The organism is Verrucomicrobiota bacterium, assembly GCA_027622555.1.
Taxonomy (GTDB): domain Bacteria; phylum Verrucomicrobiota; class Verrucomicrobiia; order Opitutales; family UBA2995; genus UBA2995.
Genome location: JAQBYJ010000107.1, coordinates 1 through 17,315 on the forward strand (window position 1 = coordinate 1; position 17,315 = coordinate 17,315).

Genomic DNA, 17,315 nt, shown 5'->3' on the forward strand with positions numbered 1-17,315 from the left:
AACCGCGCTGCACCGATCAATTGGCAGTTCACCAACGAAAAAGCCCGAATCAAACTGACTCGCCTTTATCCGAATTTATAGATGGTACAGGGTACTAGCTGTTTTAGTAATGGTTGATTACTCAGCTATTTAAGAATGGTTAACCAGGTCCGGTTGTTCCTGATTGAGGAGCTGAATCCAGGTCTCGAATGGATTTGATAAAGAGGATGAGCGATTCGATTTGTGAGTCGGTTAGAACACCGGCGTAACTCGGCATGCCGTATTCGCTTTTTTCAAATCCTTTCACTATCTTGGCGGCAGGATCCAAAAGAGATTCCCGGATGTAGGCTTCGTCGGCTATCGCCGTGGTTCTCTTTTTACTAATAACAACTGCGCGTTCAGAGCCAAAAAGTCCGTTCCAGGTCGGACCCACTTTTGCCATGTCAGGACCCGTTGCAGAATGGCAGGCTGCACACCCCATCATTTGATGAAGTCGACGACCTTCCTCGATCGTTACCGGACCGCTTTCTCTGACTGCTGCGACACGCGGGGTCAGGTCGATCTGTATATTGTCAAACCCTTCGCTTGCTGGATCGAATCCGGGCAATGAGTACGGTGTTGTGTAAGCGTTATTTTCAAATGCCTTGCCTTGCCTGGTTTCGAGTGACCAGCCGATGCGTAATTGCATGACTGGTTTCATATGTGGAATGCCAATAAAAACACTCTTCCTGTCACGCGAAAGATAGGCGCTGCTAGGTGTGAGCCAATCGATGCCGTGTTCTCCTTTTTCATTATACTGTGCAGATCCATAATTGTGAGTGCGGATATAATGCCAACTGGCCAAAGAGTAGCTTTCGGGGTCGACTGCTTTTTTCGAATCCAGTTCTACATTGAAACGTAACAAAACGCCTTTATCCATCGCTGCCACTTCCTCGGGCAACGTGACTTGCTTACCCGTGTACCGTACTCGTCCCAGGCCGGCCAGCTCGCTGAGTGCATTACCCCAACCGTTGACCTGAAAGCCTGCAACATACAGTTGTCCGTCGATCGGATTGACGGAGCCGTTCATTGAAGGAAATTGAAAACCTGTTGTGATACTGACTACCGCTGCTTGGTTTTTTTTCCCGCGGTTGTTCAGGAGTATTTTAAATAACTCTGGTCGATTGAAGCCTATGTGGACCAGGGCGTCGTTTAACGCCCCCATCTTTGCATCAAAAAGCCAGACTTGAGATATGGCCGAGGCATTCACGGCGTGCGGAATCCATGTTATGGGTTCAGCAATGGGCGCAGGGTATTTTTCCTCTTCATGTAAACCCTCCGAAAGAAATCCATAGAATTGGGCATCCTTAACGATGTGCAGTGGCGTGCTTGGAATATATTGTCCTTCCTGGTCACTTGATGTGACCAAACCGGTGCGGATATTTACTCCGATGCTTGGTTGGCGGAATCCATATCCCAGCACAGTAGAACGGCGACCATCGGCCGAGACGCGGAGCACACTTCCATTGTGAATTCCAAGGGTGGTTTTTTGCTGACCTCCTTTTGCAATAATGAACTCACCTTCAGGTGCGAGTCGGATGGTGCTCGGGAATTCCCGCATATCGGCAGTTTGGCCAAATGCATTTGAAAACAATTCGTGCACGTCTGCCTCACCATTTCCATCGGTATCGAGAAGCCGCCAGATGCCGTTGCGATCGAAAACAAAAATCTGCTCGTCAAGAATGGCAACCGTCATGGGTTCATGTAACCCTGATGTGAATCGTTGCCAGCGAACATTCGTTAACGAATCACTTAGGCCGTTAACCAACCAAACGTCGCCATCAAGGGTAGCTACCACTCCAGTGCCATCTGCCAGGAATTGGATATCCGCGAATCGGACGTTCCTTCTCCAGGGATTGTTTAGCGGAAGAAGAATGTTATCCACCACGTATGCTTCATCCTCAGCAGAGAGTTCTGCTGATGTAGCTACTTCCTGGGGCCATCGTGTTTTGGGTTTTCCCTTTGAAATAACAAGCGGTGCGATGATGGGTTCTGTCCCGTTTTCTGTAAACGAAACACAAAAGCGAATGGGGTTACTGTGTGAGGGAACATGGACCAACCATAACCCTGCCTTTTCTTTGAGGGTTGGAGCAGCTTGGTGGTTTGAAATGCCCACTGAAATTCCGCTCTTTGTTTTGTAACCCAGGGTCAGCAGCAATGGTTGACTCGACGCGCTTACTTCAAAGTTCCTCACGACGGCCGATGTGTGGTTGTTTTCAATGAGCTGTATCGATTCCTGAACGGTGGCTTCACCTGCGGTGTATTCCAGAACGACTCCCTTCTCGGTTAGCCGAAGCGTTTTGAATCGCCCCTTTTCTTCGGTCAAGGGACCACGTCCAACCTCTTCAGAACTGGGCGCTGGAGCGCGCGGGTCTTCAAGGTGAAGCTGCTCTCCGATTTGCCAACCGGGGTAAATACCATTTGCAATCCATACATTGCCATCGGGCTTGGGTAACGGAATTTGACCACCGGGTGTTTTTGTGCCGGACGGGTGATACGACTTTGGGGCGAGTGCTTCAGCACTTACGCCTTTGCCTCGCCAGATGGCGGCAATGCGCAATAGGTCCGTATCAAAACAAGCCCAGTGATCGTTGCCAAGATTCAGGATCAATCCGCGAGGGGTACGATTGACGGTAGGGAAAGCGTTACCCGATTGAGAGACTTCAAGAACAGATGAGAAAAACGGGAAGTCGGGTTCCACCCAGTCGGCCCAAGGTGAAGGAGCGGTCAGGTCTGCTTTATCAGACTGGGCGACGCTTGGATGAGTGGTGGTTAAACCAAGAATGACAAGCAGGGGAGCTAGATAGTCTTTTGGGTGCATTTTCAATAAACACTACGGGCCACCGAAAAATCCTGCAAGGTTTTCCTATTAGCATGGTGGTATGCTGTTAAGGGAAATTGCACATGGATATTTAGATTGAATGGTGTTGGTTTGGTAGTAATAAAGAACGGCGACTTACATCCTTGCCATGGGTATCGTGATGTTCGTTTGTCAGGCCATTTTTGAGATTGGAAAAGTGGCTTGATCAGGCTGTTGTAACCGCAGTTTAAACTTCTTATGAAAACCCTGTTCATTAATTTCCTGGTCCTGTTCGCCGTTTTGGCTTCAGCGGCTGATCGTCCCAACATTCTGTTCATCATGACCGATCAGCATTTTGCCGATGCGATGAGCGGTGTGATGGGAAATGAATATGTTAAAACGCCGCATTTGGATGCGCTGGCCGAAAGTGGAGTTCGCTTTGATCGAGCCTATGTGCCAAATCCGTTATGCATTCCGGCACGCAATTCGATTTTTACGGGTTATTTCCCGTTTCAAACGGGCCTGCAATCGAATATGAAGGATCCGTTGCCCGGGCACATGGAGATGATGGGCAGGCATTTTAAGGATGCCGATTATGATACGGGGTATTTTGGGAAGTGGCATATCAATGTTAACACCGACGACAAAGAGCGTCATGGCTTTGATCAAATGGGCGTCCTGAAAAACAATGGCGCCGATCACCTTCTACCGGAACCGGTCACCAATTTCCTGAACCAGAAACGGGATAAACCGTTTTTTTTAGTGGCTTCCTTTACCGGTCCCCATGACATCTGCGAAATGGTGCGTGGGCAGAAGATTCCCGGTGGACCTATTGGTGAATTCCCCAACCCTGCGGATTGCCCGCCTGCTCCGGTCAATCTGGCGCCACCCGTAGATGAAACCGATAGCATGGCAATGATGCGTAGCAGTTATGAAGTTACGGAAATGACTCCGATAAAAGATTTTACCCCCGAAAAATGGCGGCAGATGCGCTGGGGTTATTATCAGTTAATTGAACGGTCGGATCGGGAGATTGGTAAAGTGCTGTCCGCATTGAACAAAGCTGGACTGGCAGAAAACACGCTGGTCATTTTTACAGCCGATCACGGTGACTGCACGGGTGCTCACCAGTTCGCCCAGAAAACGGTCTTTTACGATGAAGCGGCTCGCATTCCATTTATCGTCTCTATGCCCGGAACAGTTTCGTCCGGGACCACCAATAAACTGGTGAATGTGGGAATCGATACCTTCCCAACGATGCTGGATTTTGCTGGATTAAACATTCCTTCTTATTTCATGGGTTTGTCGGTAAAGCCTGTATTGGAAGACCCAAGCTTGGATAGCTGGCGTGACTACATTGTTATTTCCAATCACATGGTTCAAGGTGCCATCCCTCCTGGCCAAACAGAAATCCCCCTGTGTCGCGGCCGTATGGTTCGAACGGAACAATTTAAATACTCGGTCTATGATATCGGGAATCACCGTGAATCGCTCGTGGACATGGAAAATGATCCGCTCGAAATGCGAAACCTGGCCAGAGACCCCAGCTATAAAACCGTCTTGAACTCCCATCGTAAATTGCTGCGAACTTACTCCGATGAGACGGGGGATTCTGAAGCACTTGAAATACTGGGAAAGCTCTAGGTTTTAAAAGTGTCAAAAAGATGGAATGATAAATTTAGGTAGGGCTCGATCGCCGAGCGAGCCGTTTTAAAATCGGCGGTTTAGGGCCAAGCCGCCCTACCAAATATTAGCGCAAATATAGGATCTGACGTTTTTCGAAACTACACCGCTTTTGTAGCGTATCCTTTTATTTTCTTCCGGCTTTATTCCAAACCTTAAAATCGTCAACGACTACGTTCTTGGGGACACTTAACGCAATGTTGGCTTTTGTGGGGTGGGCGAATCCTGAGGATCGAAATTCTAAGAGAAGCTTATCGTTAATGTAGATCTTGGTAAGGTCTCCCCGAATGTCGAAATTGAGTTCGTGCCAGCTATCGGGCTTCAGACTGATGTCTGAGCTCTTCTCGGTTTTCGCAATCGCCTCTTTGAGGTCCGTGCTCGTGTCACCTGCTTGTTTACGTTCGCGCAGTACCAGGTTCATGGATCCATTCATCTGATCAGCGATCGACAATTTTGATGTGGTTACACGAACACTGCAAACGTGACCAGCGTGGGAGGTCTTCAATTCGGGGTCATTAAAATTCACGCCTAATTGATCGCCTTGACCTATTTTAAACTTCATAGACACGGAGCAATCGCCGAGAGGAAAGTCGTGTTTAACTGAAACAGCATGGTTGGCATTTTCCAGTCTTCGAATGGACAATACGCCATTTTCCAGAAAGGCCTGTTTTTCTCCATCGGCTCGCCAAGCGCTGTTGGTACTCCAACCGTTGCCGATGTCGTCTGAAGTCTTCGATCCATCTTTCCGGTCAAAGGTGTCGTTAAAGATCAGCTCGGCATGAGTGTGAATTGCGCCTAGTAAGCACCAGGTGAGCGTGAAAAGGGCTAGTTGGGAAATCTTCATAAGATAAGCTTTATTGAACAAGATGATTGGCTGGAAAGTTAGACCCAAAGCTGCTGCCCTTCCATCGTGAAGTCAAAACGAAGTATTTAGTATTTTTACCCAGATTGCTGGAAACGAAACTTGAAATCTCTATCATTGAATCGAAAGTCTCGCTCTGGAATAGTACTCGAACTTTAACCTATGAAACACGTTCTATTAATACTGGTTTGGCTCTTATTTCTTCCCATTGTTTCGGCTGCAAGTAAGCAACCGAACATACTCTTTATATTTACGGACGACCAATCGCACCGGACCGTATCTGCCTATGAGGATGCCCAGCCTTGGGCAAAGACTCCCCATATTGATCGGCTGGCAAATGAAGGGATACGCTTCAAGCATGCTTTCGCCGGTCCGTGGTGCGCACCCAGTCGAGCCATGACCTTAACCGGTCGCCACCTTCATGGCATTGAGGGACTGGATTTTTCGGATTACCCCGTCATTCGTCAGAATAAGGAAACCTTCCGTATGTGGCCTCAGGTGTTTCGGGAAAATGGGTACACCACCGGCATAATTGGAAAATGGCATTTGGCTTCGGACTACCGACATGGCGAAGTGTGGGACCACTCTATTGTTTGGGAACGTTTAGGCGGTGAAAAGTCTGGCAATTATTATCGCGATCAAAAGCTCCGTTTTGATGGAGGTGACTTTACTCCGGTGGGAGGACACTCAACCGACAACTATACGAAGTACGCGACCGAATTCATTAAACGCGACCATGAGAAACCCTGGATGCTCTGGTTATGCTACGATGCGGTGCATGCGCCTTTTACCCCAGCGGATCGACACGAGGGTGTTCTGGCTGATGCAGGTCCGATTCCCGTTCCGGAGGATATTTATCCGCCGCGCCCGACCAAGCCGCGTTACATGCAAGATTACGCCATGTTCTATCCTGGCCCCGATGGAACACCTGTCGATGAACGCTTAAAATTACCGCTCCCGGGGCTGGTTAAAAAATACCACAGCGGGGTATTGTCCTTGGATGAAGGAGTGAGGGATTTGATGAAATCGTTGGAAGAAACCGGGCAGCTTGATAACACGATTGTGGTTTTTACCTCTGATCAAGGTATTGCGATGGGACACCACGGCATGGAAATCAAAGTAGCGCCTTACGACGACAATATCCGCGTTCCTTACATTATTCGTCTTCCCGATGGCATGTCTTCCGGTAGTGCGATTGATGCGCCAGTCAACGTAATCGATTTGATTCCGACTTTCTTTAGCTATGCCGGAATCGATCTTCCCTGGGAGATGCATGGTGACAATCTTCGTCCATTGTTAGAGAATCCCAAGATGGATTGGGACCGACCGATTCTTCAGGAAAATTTTAGCCGGAGTTTTGGTCCTGATACAGCGGGTGGAGTTACTATTGTGGACACTGACAAAGGGTTGCCCAACCAGAATGTTGATTGGTGGATTTTTCTTCGGCACGGAAATTATAAATATATCCGCACTCTCGTTGAGGACGAAATTGAAGAACTCTACAACATTGAGTCTGACCCGCGGGAGTTAACCAATCTTGCCCTCGATCCCGCTCACCAGCGAATTCTGTCGAGAATGAGAGAATCCATGGTTGTGGAGTTGAAGAAGAAAAATGCGGCCTTGGTCGATAAAATGCCTCCTCCGAGAAGATTATAGCCTATTTTAACCATTGGTACTCGTAATTCTTTTGAAATTGGTAGGGCTCGATCGCCGAGCGAGCCGTCTTGGAATCGGCGGTTTACGGCGTTTCGAGGAACGAAGAGACGACACCACCAACCTCCCTACCTGAATCAGCGACTATTTTTAATAAAAATGCTTTAGAACTTCCTGGATAATGTTCCAGTCGGAAGATCGATCCTTCTTGTCGTTTCTTTATGTCTGGAAACTTAAAGGCTTCCGACAGCAATCAATCTTTCATAGGTGCGTAAGTAGGCCACCTTGTTTATGAAAAGCGGTGTGGAGCGATAGGGTCCGAGTTTGTTTCTTGTTATTTCTTTGAATGTCCTTCCAGGTTCGAAAATGACCATGTCCCCGTCCTCTGTGCCTTGGTAGATTTTGTTATCGGCCAAAACCATCGTAGGGTAGGCCGTTCCGGATACGCCTTGGATCTTCTGTTCGTAAACAAGATCTCCCGTCTTCGCTTCCAGCGCGGTGATGACGCTTTCCTGTCCGACCAGGTAGACGAGCCCATCGTGAATGAGTGGCGAGCTATAATAGCGGTCTTTGGAGACCTCCGTATGCCAAACCAGCTCCAGGCCTTTTTTATTTAGCGAAGCTACGGTAGAAGGTATGCGGTAGGCATAGGCATGACCTTCTTCTTTTCCAACACCGTTGGCTGCATAGATGATATTGTCCACCAACGCAGGTGTGTTGAAAATAGCCCAGGCGCGGTCCGTGTTGATTTTAACCAAACCTTTTTGGAGTACTTTACCATCACTGATGCGGATGACTTCACCACGGGGAGTAAATGCGAAATGTTTTCCTTCAACTGTAAAAGGTACCGGAGTTCCAAATACCACTTCCGATTCCGTGCTCCAGAGCTTTTTGCCATTGCTGGGATCCAGCGCATGGTAGTCATCGAAGCGGATGATTAGTTTTCCATCAATGATCTGCGGCATGGTTGCGCCTCCCCAGTTGTGGTCGGGATTTTCCAGGAAAGAGGTCCAAAGCCGCTTTCCGTCCAGGTCGTAGGCCGCTACTACGCCAAAGCCAAATTGTGCGTAGATACGTTTCCCATCGAAGTGAGGACTGTAGGAAGTGTATCCATTTGTCTGGTGTGCGGGTGGCATATCGAAGTCCTTATAAAAAGGGAGGTTTCGCATTACATTGATCTCCTCCTGGTAGCCTTCCATTTCACCTTCCTTGATAGCCATGGCTTCTGCGACCTGCTTGTTATCCGGATCTTTCTTAAGATTTGCCTCCAGTCTGCGGACTTCGTTCTTCAATTTTCCTATCTGCAGGTTGCGCTCCTCGATCATAGCGGTATGTGTCTCGATTTGGGCTTTTTTTGCGGAATCGATGTTGTGGAGAGTAAATAGATCGTTCGACTGCTGCCACAAGATTTGCCCCGATTGGCTGTCTGCACAAATGAGCTTGTCTGGCTCGGCGGTGAAAATGAGTCGGTTTCCCACCAAAATTGGAGTCCCATTGCTCTTGGTATCCAGGGGTATCTCCCATACCTGCTCCTTGCTCCAATCTATGGGAGCGGAGGTCACCTCAAAAGTGCCATTGTGGTTGCCGCGCCAAACCGGTATATCTGCTTGGAGGTTCGTCAGCCCGAATGAGCCAAGAAGGGTTAAGAACATTAAAGGGTGTTTCATTGATTGCATGGTGTGTAATTAGGGTTTGGTTAATATATAGTCACTTAAAATGATTATTCTGAGACAGACAACAATTGTTCGACCTTCCAGGCACCCATTTGTGCCATGGTCGTGTCGCGCACTCGGGTGATGTCTCCTCTTGTGACAGGATCTGCGGTGTGTCCCCAGGATCTGCGGATATATGTGATCGTGGCAGCGATTTCCGTGTCGGACATCATGCCGATGGGCGGCATGGCGGGTAGAATCTCAGGTGGAGCGTAGATTTTTCCGTTTACCTCAATCTCTCCTTCGAGGCCGTTTAACAGTATCTTTGCCAGTCTTTCCGGGTCGCCAGTGACCCATTTGGATCGAGCCAGGGGCGGACCCAGGGACATCAATCCTTTTCCGTCCGATCCGTGGCAAGCCGCACATAGATTTCCGTAAATGGCCTGACCCACTACAAAAAGCTGTTTCTCTGCCGATGATAATGCCCGGGCCTCTGAAGCAGAAGCCGGATTATGTCCCGGCCATTGAAGGTAGGGCAGAAAGCGGGAATCCTTTAGGCCGGGATTTTTTGGGAAGGTCAGAGGCGTGTCTCTCTCGATAAGAGCAACGAGTAAACCTTCTTTGATCGCCTGTGCTTTCCAGTCAGATCCTGTGGCGAACTGAAAAAGGTGGGCCTTACCAATGGAGTCTTTTGAACGCACCACTGTTGCGGCCAGGTCTTGCAGTAAAACTTGTTTACCCGGTGAAGGTGTCAACCAGGTGGAGTCGTGCAGATAAGCGTTGAGGAAATCGTTCTCTTTTTCGTTCAAGCCACTTATCAGGGCTTCCCGGATGTAAGGGCTTTCCATGTGCAGTGACACGATGTCTTTGGTGAGTTTGGCCTCCTCTGTTTTCTTGATCTTACTGAGCGCCAATAGCGTGTGGAAGGACAACGCTTCGTTTTCCGGAAACTGCTTTTCCAGGGTTGTAACCAAGTCGTCGGTACGTTTCTTGTTGTTGGCCTGAGCGGTGGCAAGCGTGCGGGCAGTAATTGATAATTGGTTGTGTGATTTGGGGATCAAGTTCAGGCAGGTTCGAAACGTGTCTTGCTTCATTCCACTCAGAGTCCAAAGTGCGTGGATAGCTGCTAAAACATTTTTTCCATTCGCCAAATCATTCAGTGGTGCAATTGCCTCATCCGGTTTTTTCCAAACTAACCACTGCTGTGCATGGTCCCGCATCCAGGCGTTTGAATGAGTAAGTAGATTCACCCACTCCAAAGTGGAGAGGCTTTGAAAGTTTATAGGATCCGTCGGTGAACTGCCGGTGGAACAAATTCGGAAAATCCGGCCATAGTGGACAGGTTGTTCTAGTTTTCTCGCGATTACATCCTTTCGTAGATAGGTCGTTATAAAGTCCGCCTGCTGAATGACACCCCGATACATGTCGACAATATGCAGTGATCCATCCGGACCTCCCGCAAATGATACCGGGCGAAACCGTTCGTCTGTGGAAGCCAGGAATTCTCTATCCGGATAGGCGTTTATGGCGCTCACCCTAAGGCCATGATCTGTGATGAGGGTTCGCTTAACGATATTGGCACCCGGACCACACACGAATACATTCCCATTATAAGTGGATGGAAACGTTCCGCCTCGGTAAACCCAGGGCGAGCATGCTGAAGCAAACCGCACGAGTTTCCCTTCGTTGTCCAGAATTCCATCACGATACCCTCGATTCACACTGGTATTCATTCGTGTGGGGAAAACCCGCTGATCGGTGGTAACGGTTAGGCCAGAGGAAAGCTTTGGGGTGAAGTTGGGGTTCTGAAGGGTTGCGCTGGGAGGAGCTGTATCGGCATGCAATTGCGACCAGTGAAAATTATAATACATCCGACCGTAGTCATCTTGAGTGATTCCCCATTGGCCGCGTTTTTCGGTGGCTTCAATGATCCATTCACCATCGACCCGCTTATAGCGTTTCTCGGAATTGGAATTATAAATCCAGTTATCAAGTCCGATGAGCAATCCATTTGCCCGGTGTTCAACACTGCCGGTTGTTGCATACTCGGCATCGACAAGAACCTTGTCTTCAGGAACCAGATCGTTGTCAGCGTCCGGGTAGAACCAGAGCTTATCGTGTTCGCCAACAAGCACGCCTTCCTGGAAAACGCGCATGGCCCTGGGCAGGACAAGCCCTTCGGTAAAGTGGGTAACCTTGTCCAAACTTCCATCCTGATTGCTGTCTTCCAATACGGCAATTCGGCCCACTTCGTCTAGCTCTCCTGTGGCGTTCACATCCAACATGAATCCACGCATCTCACAGACCCAAAGCCGTCCGAACAGATCCCACTCCATGAGAATAGGGTCTTCAACTAAAGGTTCGGCTGCGACCAATTCGATTTCAAAGCCCGCTTCCAATTGAAAGCTTTTTAAAGCCTCTTCGGGACTGAGAGGAGGAGACAGGGATGGTTGAATGTGGGCCGGCAGTTCATTCTGAACTTCATAAGAGCGGTCGGAAGCTGCCGCGCAAAGGAAGGAGGTCGCTAACAAAACCAGCAGGGTAAATTTATGAACTCTTGTAGGGTAAAATCGCATGCTTAGGGTAAATACGGGCTGTTTAGGGTTTCAGCTTATAGGACGGCCAGATTACTGCTTTCGGTTGCTTGGTAAAGGATTTCTTAGCCAATGCAAATTTTAGCATTTAGTCTTTGCCGAAGTGTGTTGTTTCTTTTGGATGTAAAAAAGCGTCTTCTCAAGAATTCTTTGGAATTCGATCTTCGAACAAAAACGTCTTATGTTTAGAACCCTTGCCCTTTGTTTATTGTTAATTGGTTCCCTGGTGAATGCCAGGGACCCGAACATCCTGATTATTCTGGTCGATGATTTAGGCTATGGAGACCTGAAGAGCTATAATCCAGACTCCAAAATTCCGACGCCTCATCTCGATAAATTGGCGGCTAGAGGCATGCGGTTTTCAGACGCTCATTCGGCCGGCTCCCTTTGCCATCCGTCTCGCTACGGTTTGATAACAGGACAATTGCCGTTTCGTATCGACTACTCAAAATGGCCGAAGCACGCCTTGATCGAGCAGGACCGAATGACCTTGGCTTCTCTTTTGAAGGGAGAAGGCTATCATACCGCGATGGTCGGTAAGTGGCATCTTGGATTTGAAGAAAATGGTTATGAGAATCCCCTGCCTGGTGGTCCGGTCGATGTGGGATTCGATTCTTATTTCGGCATTCGTGCTTCAACCGATATTCCTCCTTACTTTTACATCGATGGTGATCGGGCGTTGGTGCCGCCCGTTGATCGAATTGAAAATAATTACAGTGGTGGAGTTTGGACAAATATTCAGGGTGCCTTTTGGCGTGAAGGTGGTATTGCTCCGAACCTTCAACTGGAGGATGTGTTGCCACGTTTCACCGATGAAGCGGTTGGTGTTATTCGGGATCACGCCCGATCGGAAAGCGATAAACCGTTGTTCCTTTATTTAGCTTACCCTGCGCCGCATACCCCCTGGCTGCCATCTCCCGCTTTCGATGGTATCAGCAACAACATGTATGGCGACTTTACCGCCATGGTCGATTACATGATCGGTCGTGTGCTGACCGCTCTTGAGGATTCAGGCATGGTGGAAGATACGCTGGTGATTTTCAGTTCGGACAATGGTCCGGTGTGGTATGCCAAAGATACGGAGCGTTACGATCATGCTTCCACGGGCAAGATGCGAGGAATGAAAGGGGACGCCTATGAAGGCGGACACAGAATGCCTTTTATCGTTCGTTGGCCGGGAAAGGTTAAGCAGAGTTCGGTTTCCCATCAGACCATCTGTTTTACCGATGTGCTGGCTACCTTTGCTGACGTGGTTGGAAGTAAGTTGCCGAAAGGACAAGGGCCTGACAGCTTTTCGTTTTTGCCCGCTTTAGAAGGTAAGGATAAACCCAATACCGAGGCGCGCGCTCCGTTGGTGCTTGTTTCTGCTCGTGGGCATTACTCCCTGCGCTCTGGAAAATGGAAATACATTAACGGTCTCGGGTCCGGTGGATTCTCCGAAGGCTTCGACAAGGATTATAAAGCTGTCGAACGAAAGCCTGGCGATCCAACAGCCCAATTATATGACATGGAAAAAGACTCTGGCGAGACCACCAACCTTTGGAGTAAACATCCGGATGTAGTGAAGCGATTAGCCGCCGAACTCGATAGTATGTTGAAGGAAACTCATACGAGGAAATATTAATGGAGATTTGAAAATTGTAGGAGCTAGCTTGCTCGCGACCTGATGGTCTTAGGGAGTCGAATCGCAAGCAAGCAAGCAAGCTCCTATCTGCGAGAAAGATAAAGATGATCTTATTTGGACAAAATTGCGTTAATGGCATGAGAATCTACGGTATACTTTTAGTTGGCCTACTCATTACTCACTGTTCTCCGCTCTTTGCTGCTTCCCCTCCCAACATCCTTCTCATCGTTGCGGACGACCTTGGCTACAGTGACCTGGGTTGCTACGGCGGGGAGATCAATACTCCCAATCTCGATCAGCTTGCTGCTGATGGTGTCCGCCTGACTCAGTTTTATAACACGGGTCGTTGCTGTCCGTCCCGTGCCAGCATCCTCACAGGGCAGTACCCTCATGCGGTGGATCTGGGACATATGACCATCGATTTGAACCGACCCGGATATCGAGGCCGTGTTTCTGGCGACGCCCAAACGATTGCTCAGGTTTTGAAGCCCGCTGGTTATCGTTCCTTTATTGCCGGTAAGTGGCATTTGGGTACGGACGATCCTACGAAGCACGGCTTTGAGGAGTTTTACGGGACCTTGACAAGTTCGAAACAGTTCTTCGATCAGGATCACTTAATCCGTAAACCGGAAGGACGAAAGGCAAGGCGTTACGAAGAAGGCGAGTTCTATGCGACGGATGCGATCACGGATCATGCGCTTGATTTCCTGAATCTGGCCCGGGAAACACCTGGTCGTCCCTGGTTTTTGTATTTGGCGCATTCGGCCCCGCATTTTCCGCTTCAGGCGCCAAAGGCGGAGATAGAAAAGTATGCCGATCGTTATCTGGACGGTTGGGATCAGTTGCGAGCGGAGAGGTTGGAGCGGATGAAGGCTCTAGGTATTGTGGATGCTTCGACCGGGTTAACGCCAAGGTCTCCTTATTGGAATTACGGTGAAACAGAAACGGGAGTGAATCCTGCCTGGGACGATATCAAGGACCCTGATCGTCGAGCAGACCTTGCAAGACGGATGGCGATCTTTGCCGCTATGGTGGATCGCATGGATCAACAAATCGGTCGAGTGGTGGATGATCTCAAAGCGAACGGAGAGTTTGAGAATACTCTGATCATTTTCCTTTCAGATAATGGTGCTTGTGCGGAATGGGATTGGCGTGGATTCGATACTCAATCGAGCAATAACAACATCCTGCATAAGGGAAATGATCTGAACCAAATGGGAGGGCCTGAAACGTTTCACAGTGTCGGATCCGGCTGGGCCAATCTCTCCAACACGCCTTGGCGCATGTACAAACACTATAACCATGAAGGTGGAATCAATTCACCCGGGATCATTCACTGGTCTGGCTATTTGGGTGCCCAAGCCGGACAATTATATCATCGACCTGCTCACATCATTGATCTTATGCCAACGATAGTAACTGCAAGTGGCGTAGGCTATAACGGAAATCTACCGCTGCCCGGAACAGATTTGGTTGCACAGGTTCTGGGTGAAGAGGAGGAGCTGCGGACTTTGTATTTTGAACATGAAAGCAATCGAGCGGTTCGCGAAGGAAACTGGAAGTTGGTGGCACACAAGTATAAATCTTGGGAATTGTATGATATGACCTCAGTTCGAACAGAGGAAATTGACGTGTCGAAAAAGTATCATGACGTTGTTACGCGCTTAAGTGCTAAGTGGGACGACTGGGCTGAGGAAAACAACGTGACGCTGTTACCAAAGGATTACGGGGTGAGGTATTTGCCGAAACTAGATTGATTGTAGCCACGGTGGTGACACTGTGGAAATTGTAAGCTGCTTTAGCCGCGAAAGATATGAGACAAAGAGGACGATTAATATGACAGTAGAAAGTTGGAGGACGATTAAGAGGATGGTAGAAAGTAGGAGGACGAGTAAGAGGATGATTGCCCGATTGGGGATTTGTGGATGGATCTTGGTTCTAATATCGACACTGTGTTCGCACGGCCAACCACCCAATGTCGTGGTAATCATGACTGATGACCAGGGGACCTTGGATCTCAATTGTTATGGGGCGAAGGATCTCTATACACCCAACTTTGACCGTATGGCTGAGAATGGTGTTCGCTTCAGTCAGTTCTATGTAGGCTCTTCGGTTTGTTCGCCTTCTCGCGCAACGTTGTTAACAGGTAAATCTCCTCCGGGAGCTGGCTTAACCGGCAACTCGGGAAAGACCGATGGGTTGGATACAGGGCAGGTTACCATGGCTGAAATGTTAAAACCGGAAGGTTATGCCACGGCTCATATCGGGAAGTGGCATTTAGGAAAAGACCAGGGCAGGCGTCCCGAGAATCAGGGCTTTGATTACACCTTCGGTCATATGGAAGGTTGTATCGATAACTACTCTCACTTCTTTTATTGGAGCGGTCCGAACTACCACGATCTTTGGGAAAATGGAAAAGAAGTTTATGAGGATGGCTATTTCTTTCAAGATAGTCTGGTCGAGAAAGCCGGCCGGTTTATTAATGAAAACAAGCAGGATCCCTTCTTTATCTATTTTGCGATCAACCTGCCTCATTACCCGCTGCAACCGGATGTGAAGTGGTTGGATTATTATGCGGATTTGCCGTCTCCTCGAAAAAATTACGCCGCTTGTGTATCCACAGTAGATGAGAAAGTGGGCAAGCTGATAGCCGTCCTTGAGGAAGCCGGAGAATTGGAAAATACCTTAATTGTTTTCCTGTCTGATCATGGTCATTCAGTTGAAGAAAGAACGATGTGGGGTGGGGGATTTGCGGGACCCTATCGAGGTTCGAAGTTCGGTTTTTTTGAAGGGGGACTTCGTGTCCCGGCCATCATAATGGGTCCTGGAGTTCCAAAAGGAAAAGTAGTTGATAGTTCTGCCATGAGTATGGATATCTTACCCACGATTGCCGATTACTGTGGTCTATCCAAACTCCCAGCAGGAGTCGAAGGTACGAGTCTCCGTCAGATCATTCACACAGACGAACCCATACGGGATACCATGTATTGGCTTATGAGAGACGGTCGTTGGGCCGTTCGTAACGGAGCTTGGAAACTATTATTCAATCCTAGAGATGACACGAAAGATTACCCTGCACTCGATCCGGTCAAAGATCGCTATTTTTTAGCCAACCTGGATTTAGACAAATCTGAGAGCCGTAACCTTGTTAACGAGTATCCCGAAAAGGCCCAGGAGCTTATCAACCTGTATTCAGGATGGCAACATGCATTGCCGGTCGAGCCACTTGGGCCTTGAACCAGGTTGATTGAAACGGCAAATTATTCAAAACAGAGTGATCGGTCTATTTTGAACTTCGAGATCGAAGGAATTCTAACGACCCTGATCCAGGCACGACAACGGTGATTTTATTACCCTCGATCACTGCGTTTGTAAGATCCATGGCGACCCAGTTAGTAAGATCATCCGTTTTTTCAATTTGTATGATTATTTCGAAGTCACCGGATTCGTTTTTCTCAATAACAATTTCAGGAATCACCGCGGCGGATGATAACACCAGGCTTAAATAAAGTCCGGGATTGGAAGCTAAGAGTTGAAGGGTGGGAGTATCGTCAATCGCGGGGTTAAAGATGGTGCCAACTTCATCGCCATCATTAATTTTATCACCGTCTGTATCTTTCTTTTCCGGATTGGTCCCGTGGATAGCGAGTTCCTCATAAGCACTCAAGCCATCGTTGTCTTGATCACTTAAGTCCTGCACGAAATGTGCCGTCACAGCTTTATTGTCATTCATAACCAGATCCAAGGGGTTTTCATCCCCACTAGCATCTGTGCTCCAGCTTACAAAAAGGTATCCAAGCGCAGGTATGGCTTCAATAGTTGCGGTGCTATCTTTAACATAGGAACCATCTCCGCTTTCATTGATGGTACCCGAGTTTTCCGGACTGACTATTGTAGTTAAGCTCGTTATCTCATGAAAAATTGCCGTAATAGATTTATTTCCATCCATAAGGATTTCGATGGGATTATCCGATCCGGAAGCACTACCTTCCCAATGATCAAAGCCGAACCCTCCTTCCGCAATCGCTTCCACAGTTGCAATGCTATCTTTCAAATAGGCACCATTTCCACTATCCTTAACCGTTCCAGAACTTTCAAGACTTGCTGCGGTGGTTAGGTTAAATACTTCACGGAAAATCGCTGTGACTTCCTTGTTTGAATCCATAAGGATTTCGATCGGATTTTCAGTGCCCGACGCATTCCCTTCCCAGCGATCGAATGCGAAACCTGGTCCTGCCATTGCAGTGACGGTTGCCGTCTCATCTACGTCGTAAGAACCTTCGCCACTATCGGTTATGGTTCCTGAACTTTCCGGACTGACCAATTTACTTAAGGTAAATTTGGGAATGACCAATTCAACGAATACAGCCGTAACCGACTTTTCAGTATCCATAAGAATTTCGACAGGATTTGTCGATCCTGTCGCATC

At 48.4% G+C, this 17,315-nt stretch carries 10 protein-coding genes; 5 read left to right on the plus strand and 5 right to left on the minus strand.

Annotation, left to right across the window (positions count from 1 at the left end; genetic code table 11):
• Positions 1–139 precede the first annotated feature (139 nt).
• The gene (locus O3C43_20365) at positions 140–2,839 is read right to left on the minus strand and encodes a cytochrome c (GenBank protein MDA1068846.1); all 2,700 of its coding nucleotides are present in this window, start codon (positions 2,837–2,839) and stop codon (positions 140–142) included.
• A 237-nt stretch (positions 2,840–3,076) separates the two neighbouring features.
• Here O3C43_20365 and O3C43_20370 point away from each other — a divergent pair, with 237 nt between their 5' ends.
• The gene (locus tag O3C43_20370; GenBank protein ID MDA1068847.1) at positions 3,077–4,462 is read left to right on the plus strand and encodes a sulfatase-like hydrolase/transferase; all 1,386 of its coding nucleotides are present in this window, start codon (positions 3,077–3,079) and stop codon (positions 4,460–4,462) included.
• A 166-nt stretch (positions 4,463–4,628) separates the two neighbouring features.
• Here O3C43_20370 and O3C43_20375 read toward each other — a convergent pair whose 3' ends face one another.
• Positions 4,629–5,345, minus strand: a complete 717-nt coding sequence (locus O3C43_20375) for a hypothetical protein (GenBank protein ID MDA1068848.1) — start codon at positions 5,343–5,345, stop codon at positions 4,629–4,631.
• A 180-nt stretch (positions 5,346–5,525) separates the two neighbouring features.
• Here O3C43_20375 and O3C43_20380 point away from each other — a divergent pair, with 180 nt between their 5' ends.
• Positions 5,526–7,019 carry a sulfatase-like hydrolase/transferase gene (locus tag O3C43_20380; protein MDA1068849.1) on the plus strand — a complete coding sequence of 498 codons (1,494 nt, stop codon included), beginning with the start codon at positions 5,526–5,528 and terminating at the stop codon, positions 7,017–7,019.
• A 230-nt stretch (positions 7,020–7,249) separates the two neighbouring features.
• On the opposite strand, the gene O3C43_20385 is transcribed toward O3C43_20380, so the two are convergent.
• Positions 7,250–8,683 carry a PQQ-binding-like beta-propeller repeat protein gene (locus O3C43_20385; protein ID MDA1068850.1) on the minus strand — a complete coding sequence of 478 codons (1,434 nt, stop codon included), beginning with the start codon at positions 8,681–8,683 and terminating at the stop codon, positions 7,250–7,252.
• A gap of 53 nt (positions 8,684–8,736) precedes the next feature.
• Positions 8,737–11,244 carry a c-type cytochrome gene (locus tag O3C43_20390; GenBank protein MDA1068851.1) on the minus strand — a complete coding sequence of 836 codons (2,508 nt, stop codon included), beginning with the start codon at positions 11,242–11,244 and terminating at the stop codon, positions 8,737–8,739.
• Between the two features lie 199 nt (positions 11,245–11,443).
• Here O3C43_20390 and O3C43_20395 point away from each other — a divergent pair, with 199 nt between their 5' ends.
• The 3 genes from O3C43_20395 (at position 11,444) to O3C43_20405 (ending at position 16,123) form a co-directional block, all read left to right on the plus strand.
• On the plus strand, positions 11,444–12,886 hold the full coding sequence (locus tag O3C43_20395; protein ID MDA1068852.1) for an arylsulfatase: 1,443 nt from the start codon (positions 11,444–11,446) through the stop codon (positions 12,884–12,886).
• Positions 12,887–13,023: 137 nt separating this feature from the next.
• Positions 13,024–14,643: an arylsulfatase gene (locus O3C43_20400; GenBank protein ID MDA1068853.1), complete on the plus strand. Its 1,620-nt coding sequence runs from the start codon at positions 13,024–13,026 to the stop codon at positions 14,641–14,643.
• A 223-nt stretch (positions 14,644–14,866) separates the two neighbouring features.
• Complete coding sequence (locus O3C43_20405) at positions 14,867–16,123, plus strand: sulfatase-like hydrolase/transferase (GenBank protein MDA1068854.1); 1,257 nt, start codon at positions 14,867–14,869, stop codon at positions 16,121–16,123.
• 46 nt (positions 16,124–16,169) lie between these two features.
• Here O3C43_20405 and O3C43_20410 read toward each other — a convergent pair.
• The coding region (locus O3C43_20410) for a hypothetical protein (protein MDA1068855.1) at positions 16,170–17,315 on the minus strand (1,146 nt) is incomplete at its 5' end.

Coding starts and splice junctions, on each gene's coding strand:
- O3C43_20365 (MDA1068846.1), bottom strand. CDS start 2,839: ATGCACCCAAAAGACTATCTAGCTCCCCTGCTTGTCATTCTTGGTTTA.
- O3C43_20395 (MDA1068852.1), top strand. CDS start 11,444: ATGTTTAGAACCCTTGCCCTTTGTTTATTGTTAATTGGTTCCCTGGTG.
- O3C43_20385 (MDA1068850.1), bottom strand. CDS start 8,683: ATGAAACACCCTTTAATGTTCTTAACCCTTCTTGGCTCATTCGGGCTG.
- O3C43_20370 (MDA1068847.1), top strand. CDS start 3,077: ATGAAAACCCTGTTCATTAATTTCCTGGTCCTGTTCGCCGTTTTGGCT.
- O3C43_20390 (MDA1068851.1), bottom strand. CDS start 11,244: ATGCGATTTTACCCTACAAGAGTTCATAAATTTACCCTGCTGGTTTTG.
- O3C43_20400 (MDA1068853.1), top strand. CDS start 13,024: ATGAGAATCTACGGTATACTTTTAGTTGGCCTACTCATTACTCACTGT.
- O3C43_20380 (MDA1068849.1), top strand. CDS start 5,526: ATGAAACACGTTCTATTAATACTGGTTTGGCTCTTATTTCTTCCCATT.
- O3C43_20375 (MDA1068848.1), bottom strand. CDS start 5,345: ATGAAGATTTCCCAACTAGCCCTTTTCACGCTCACCTGGTGCTTACTA.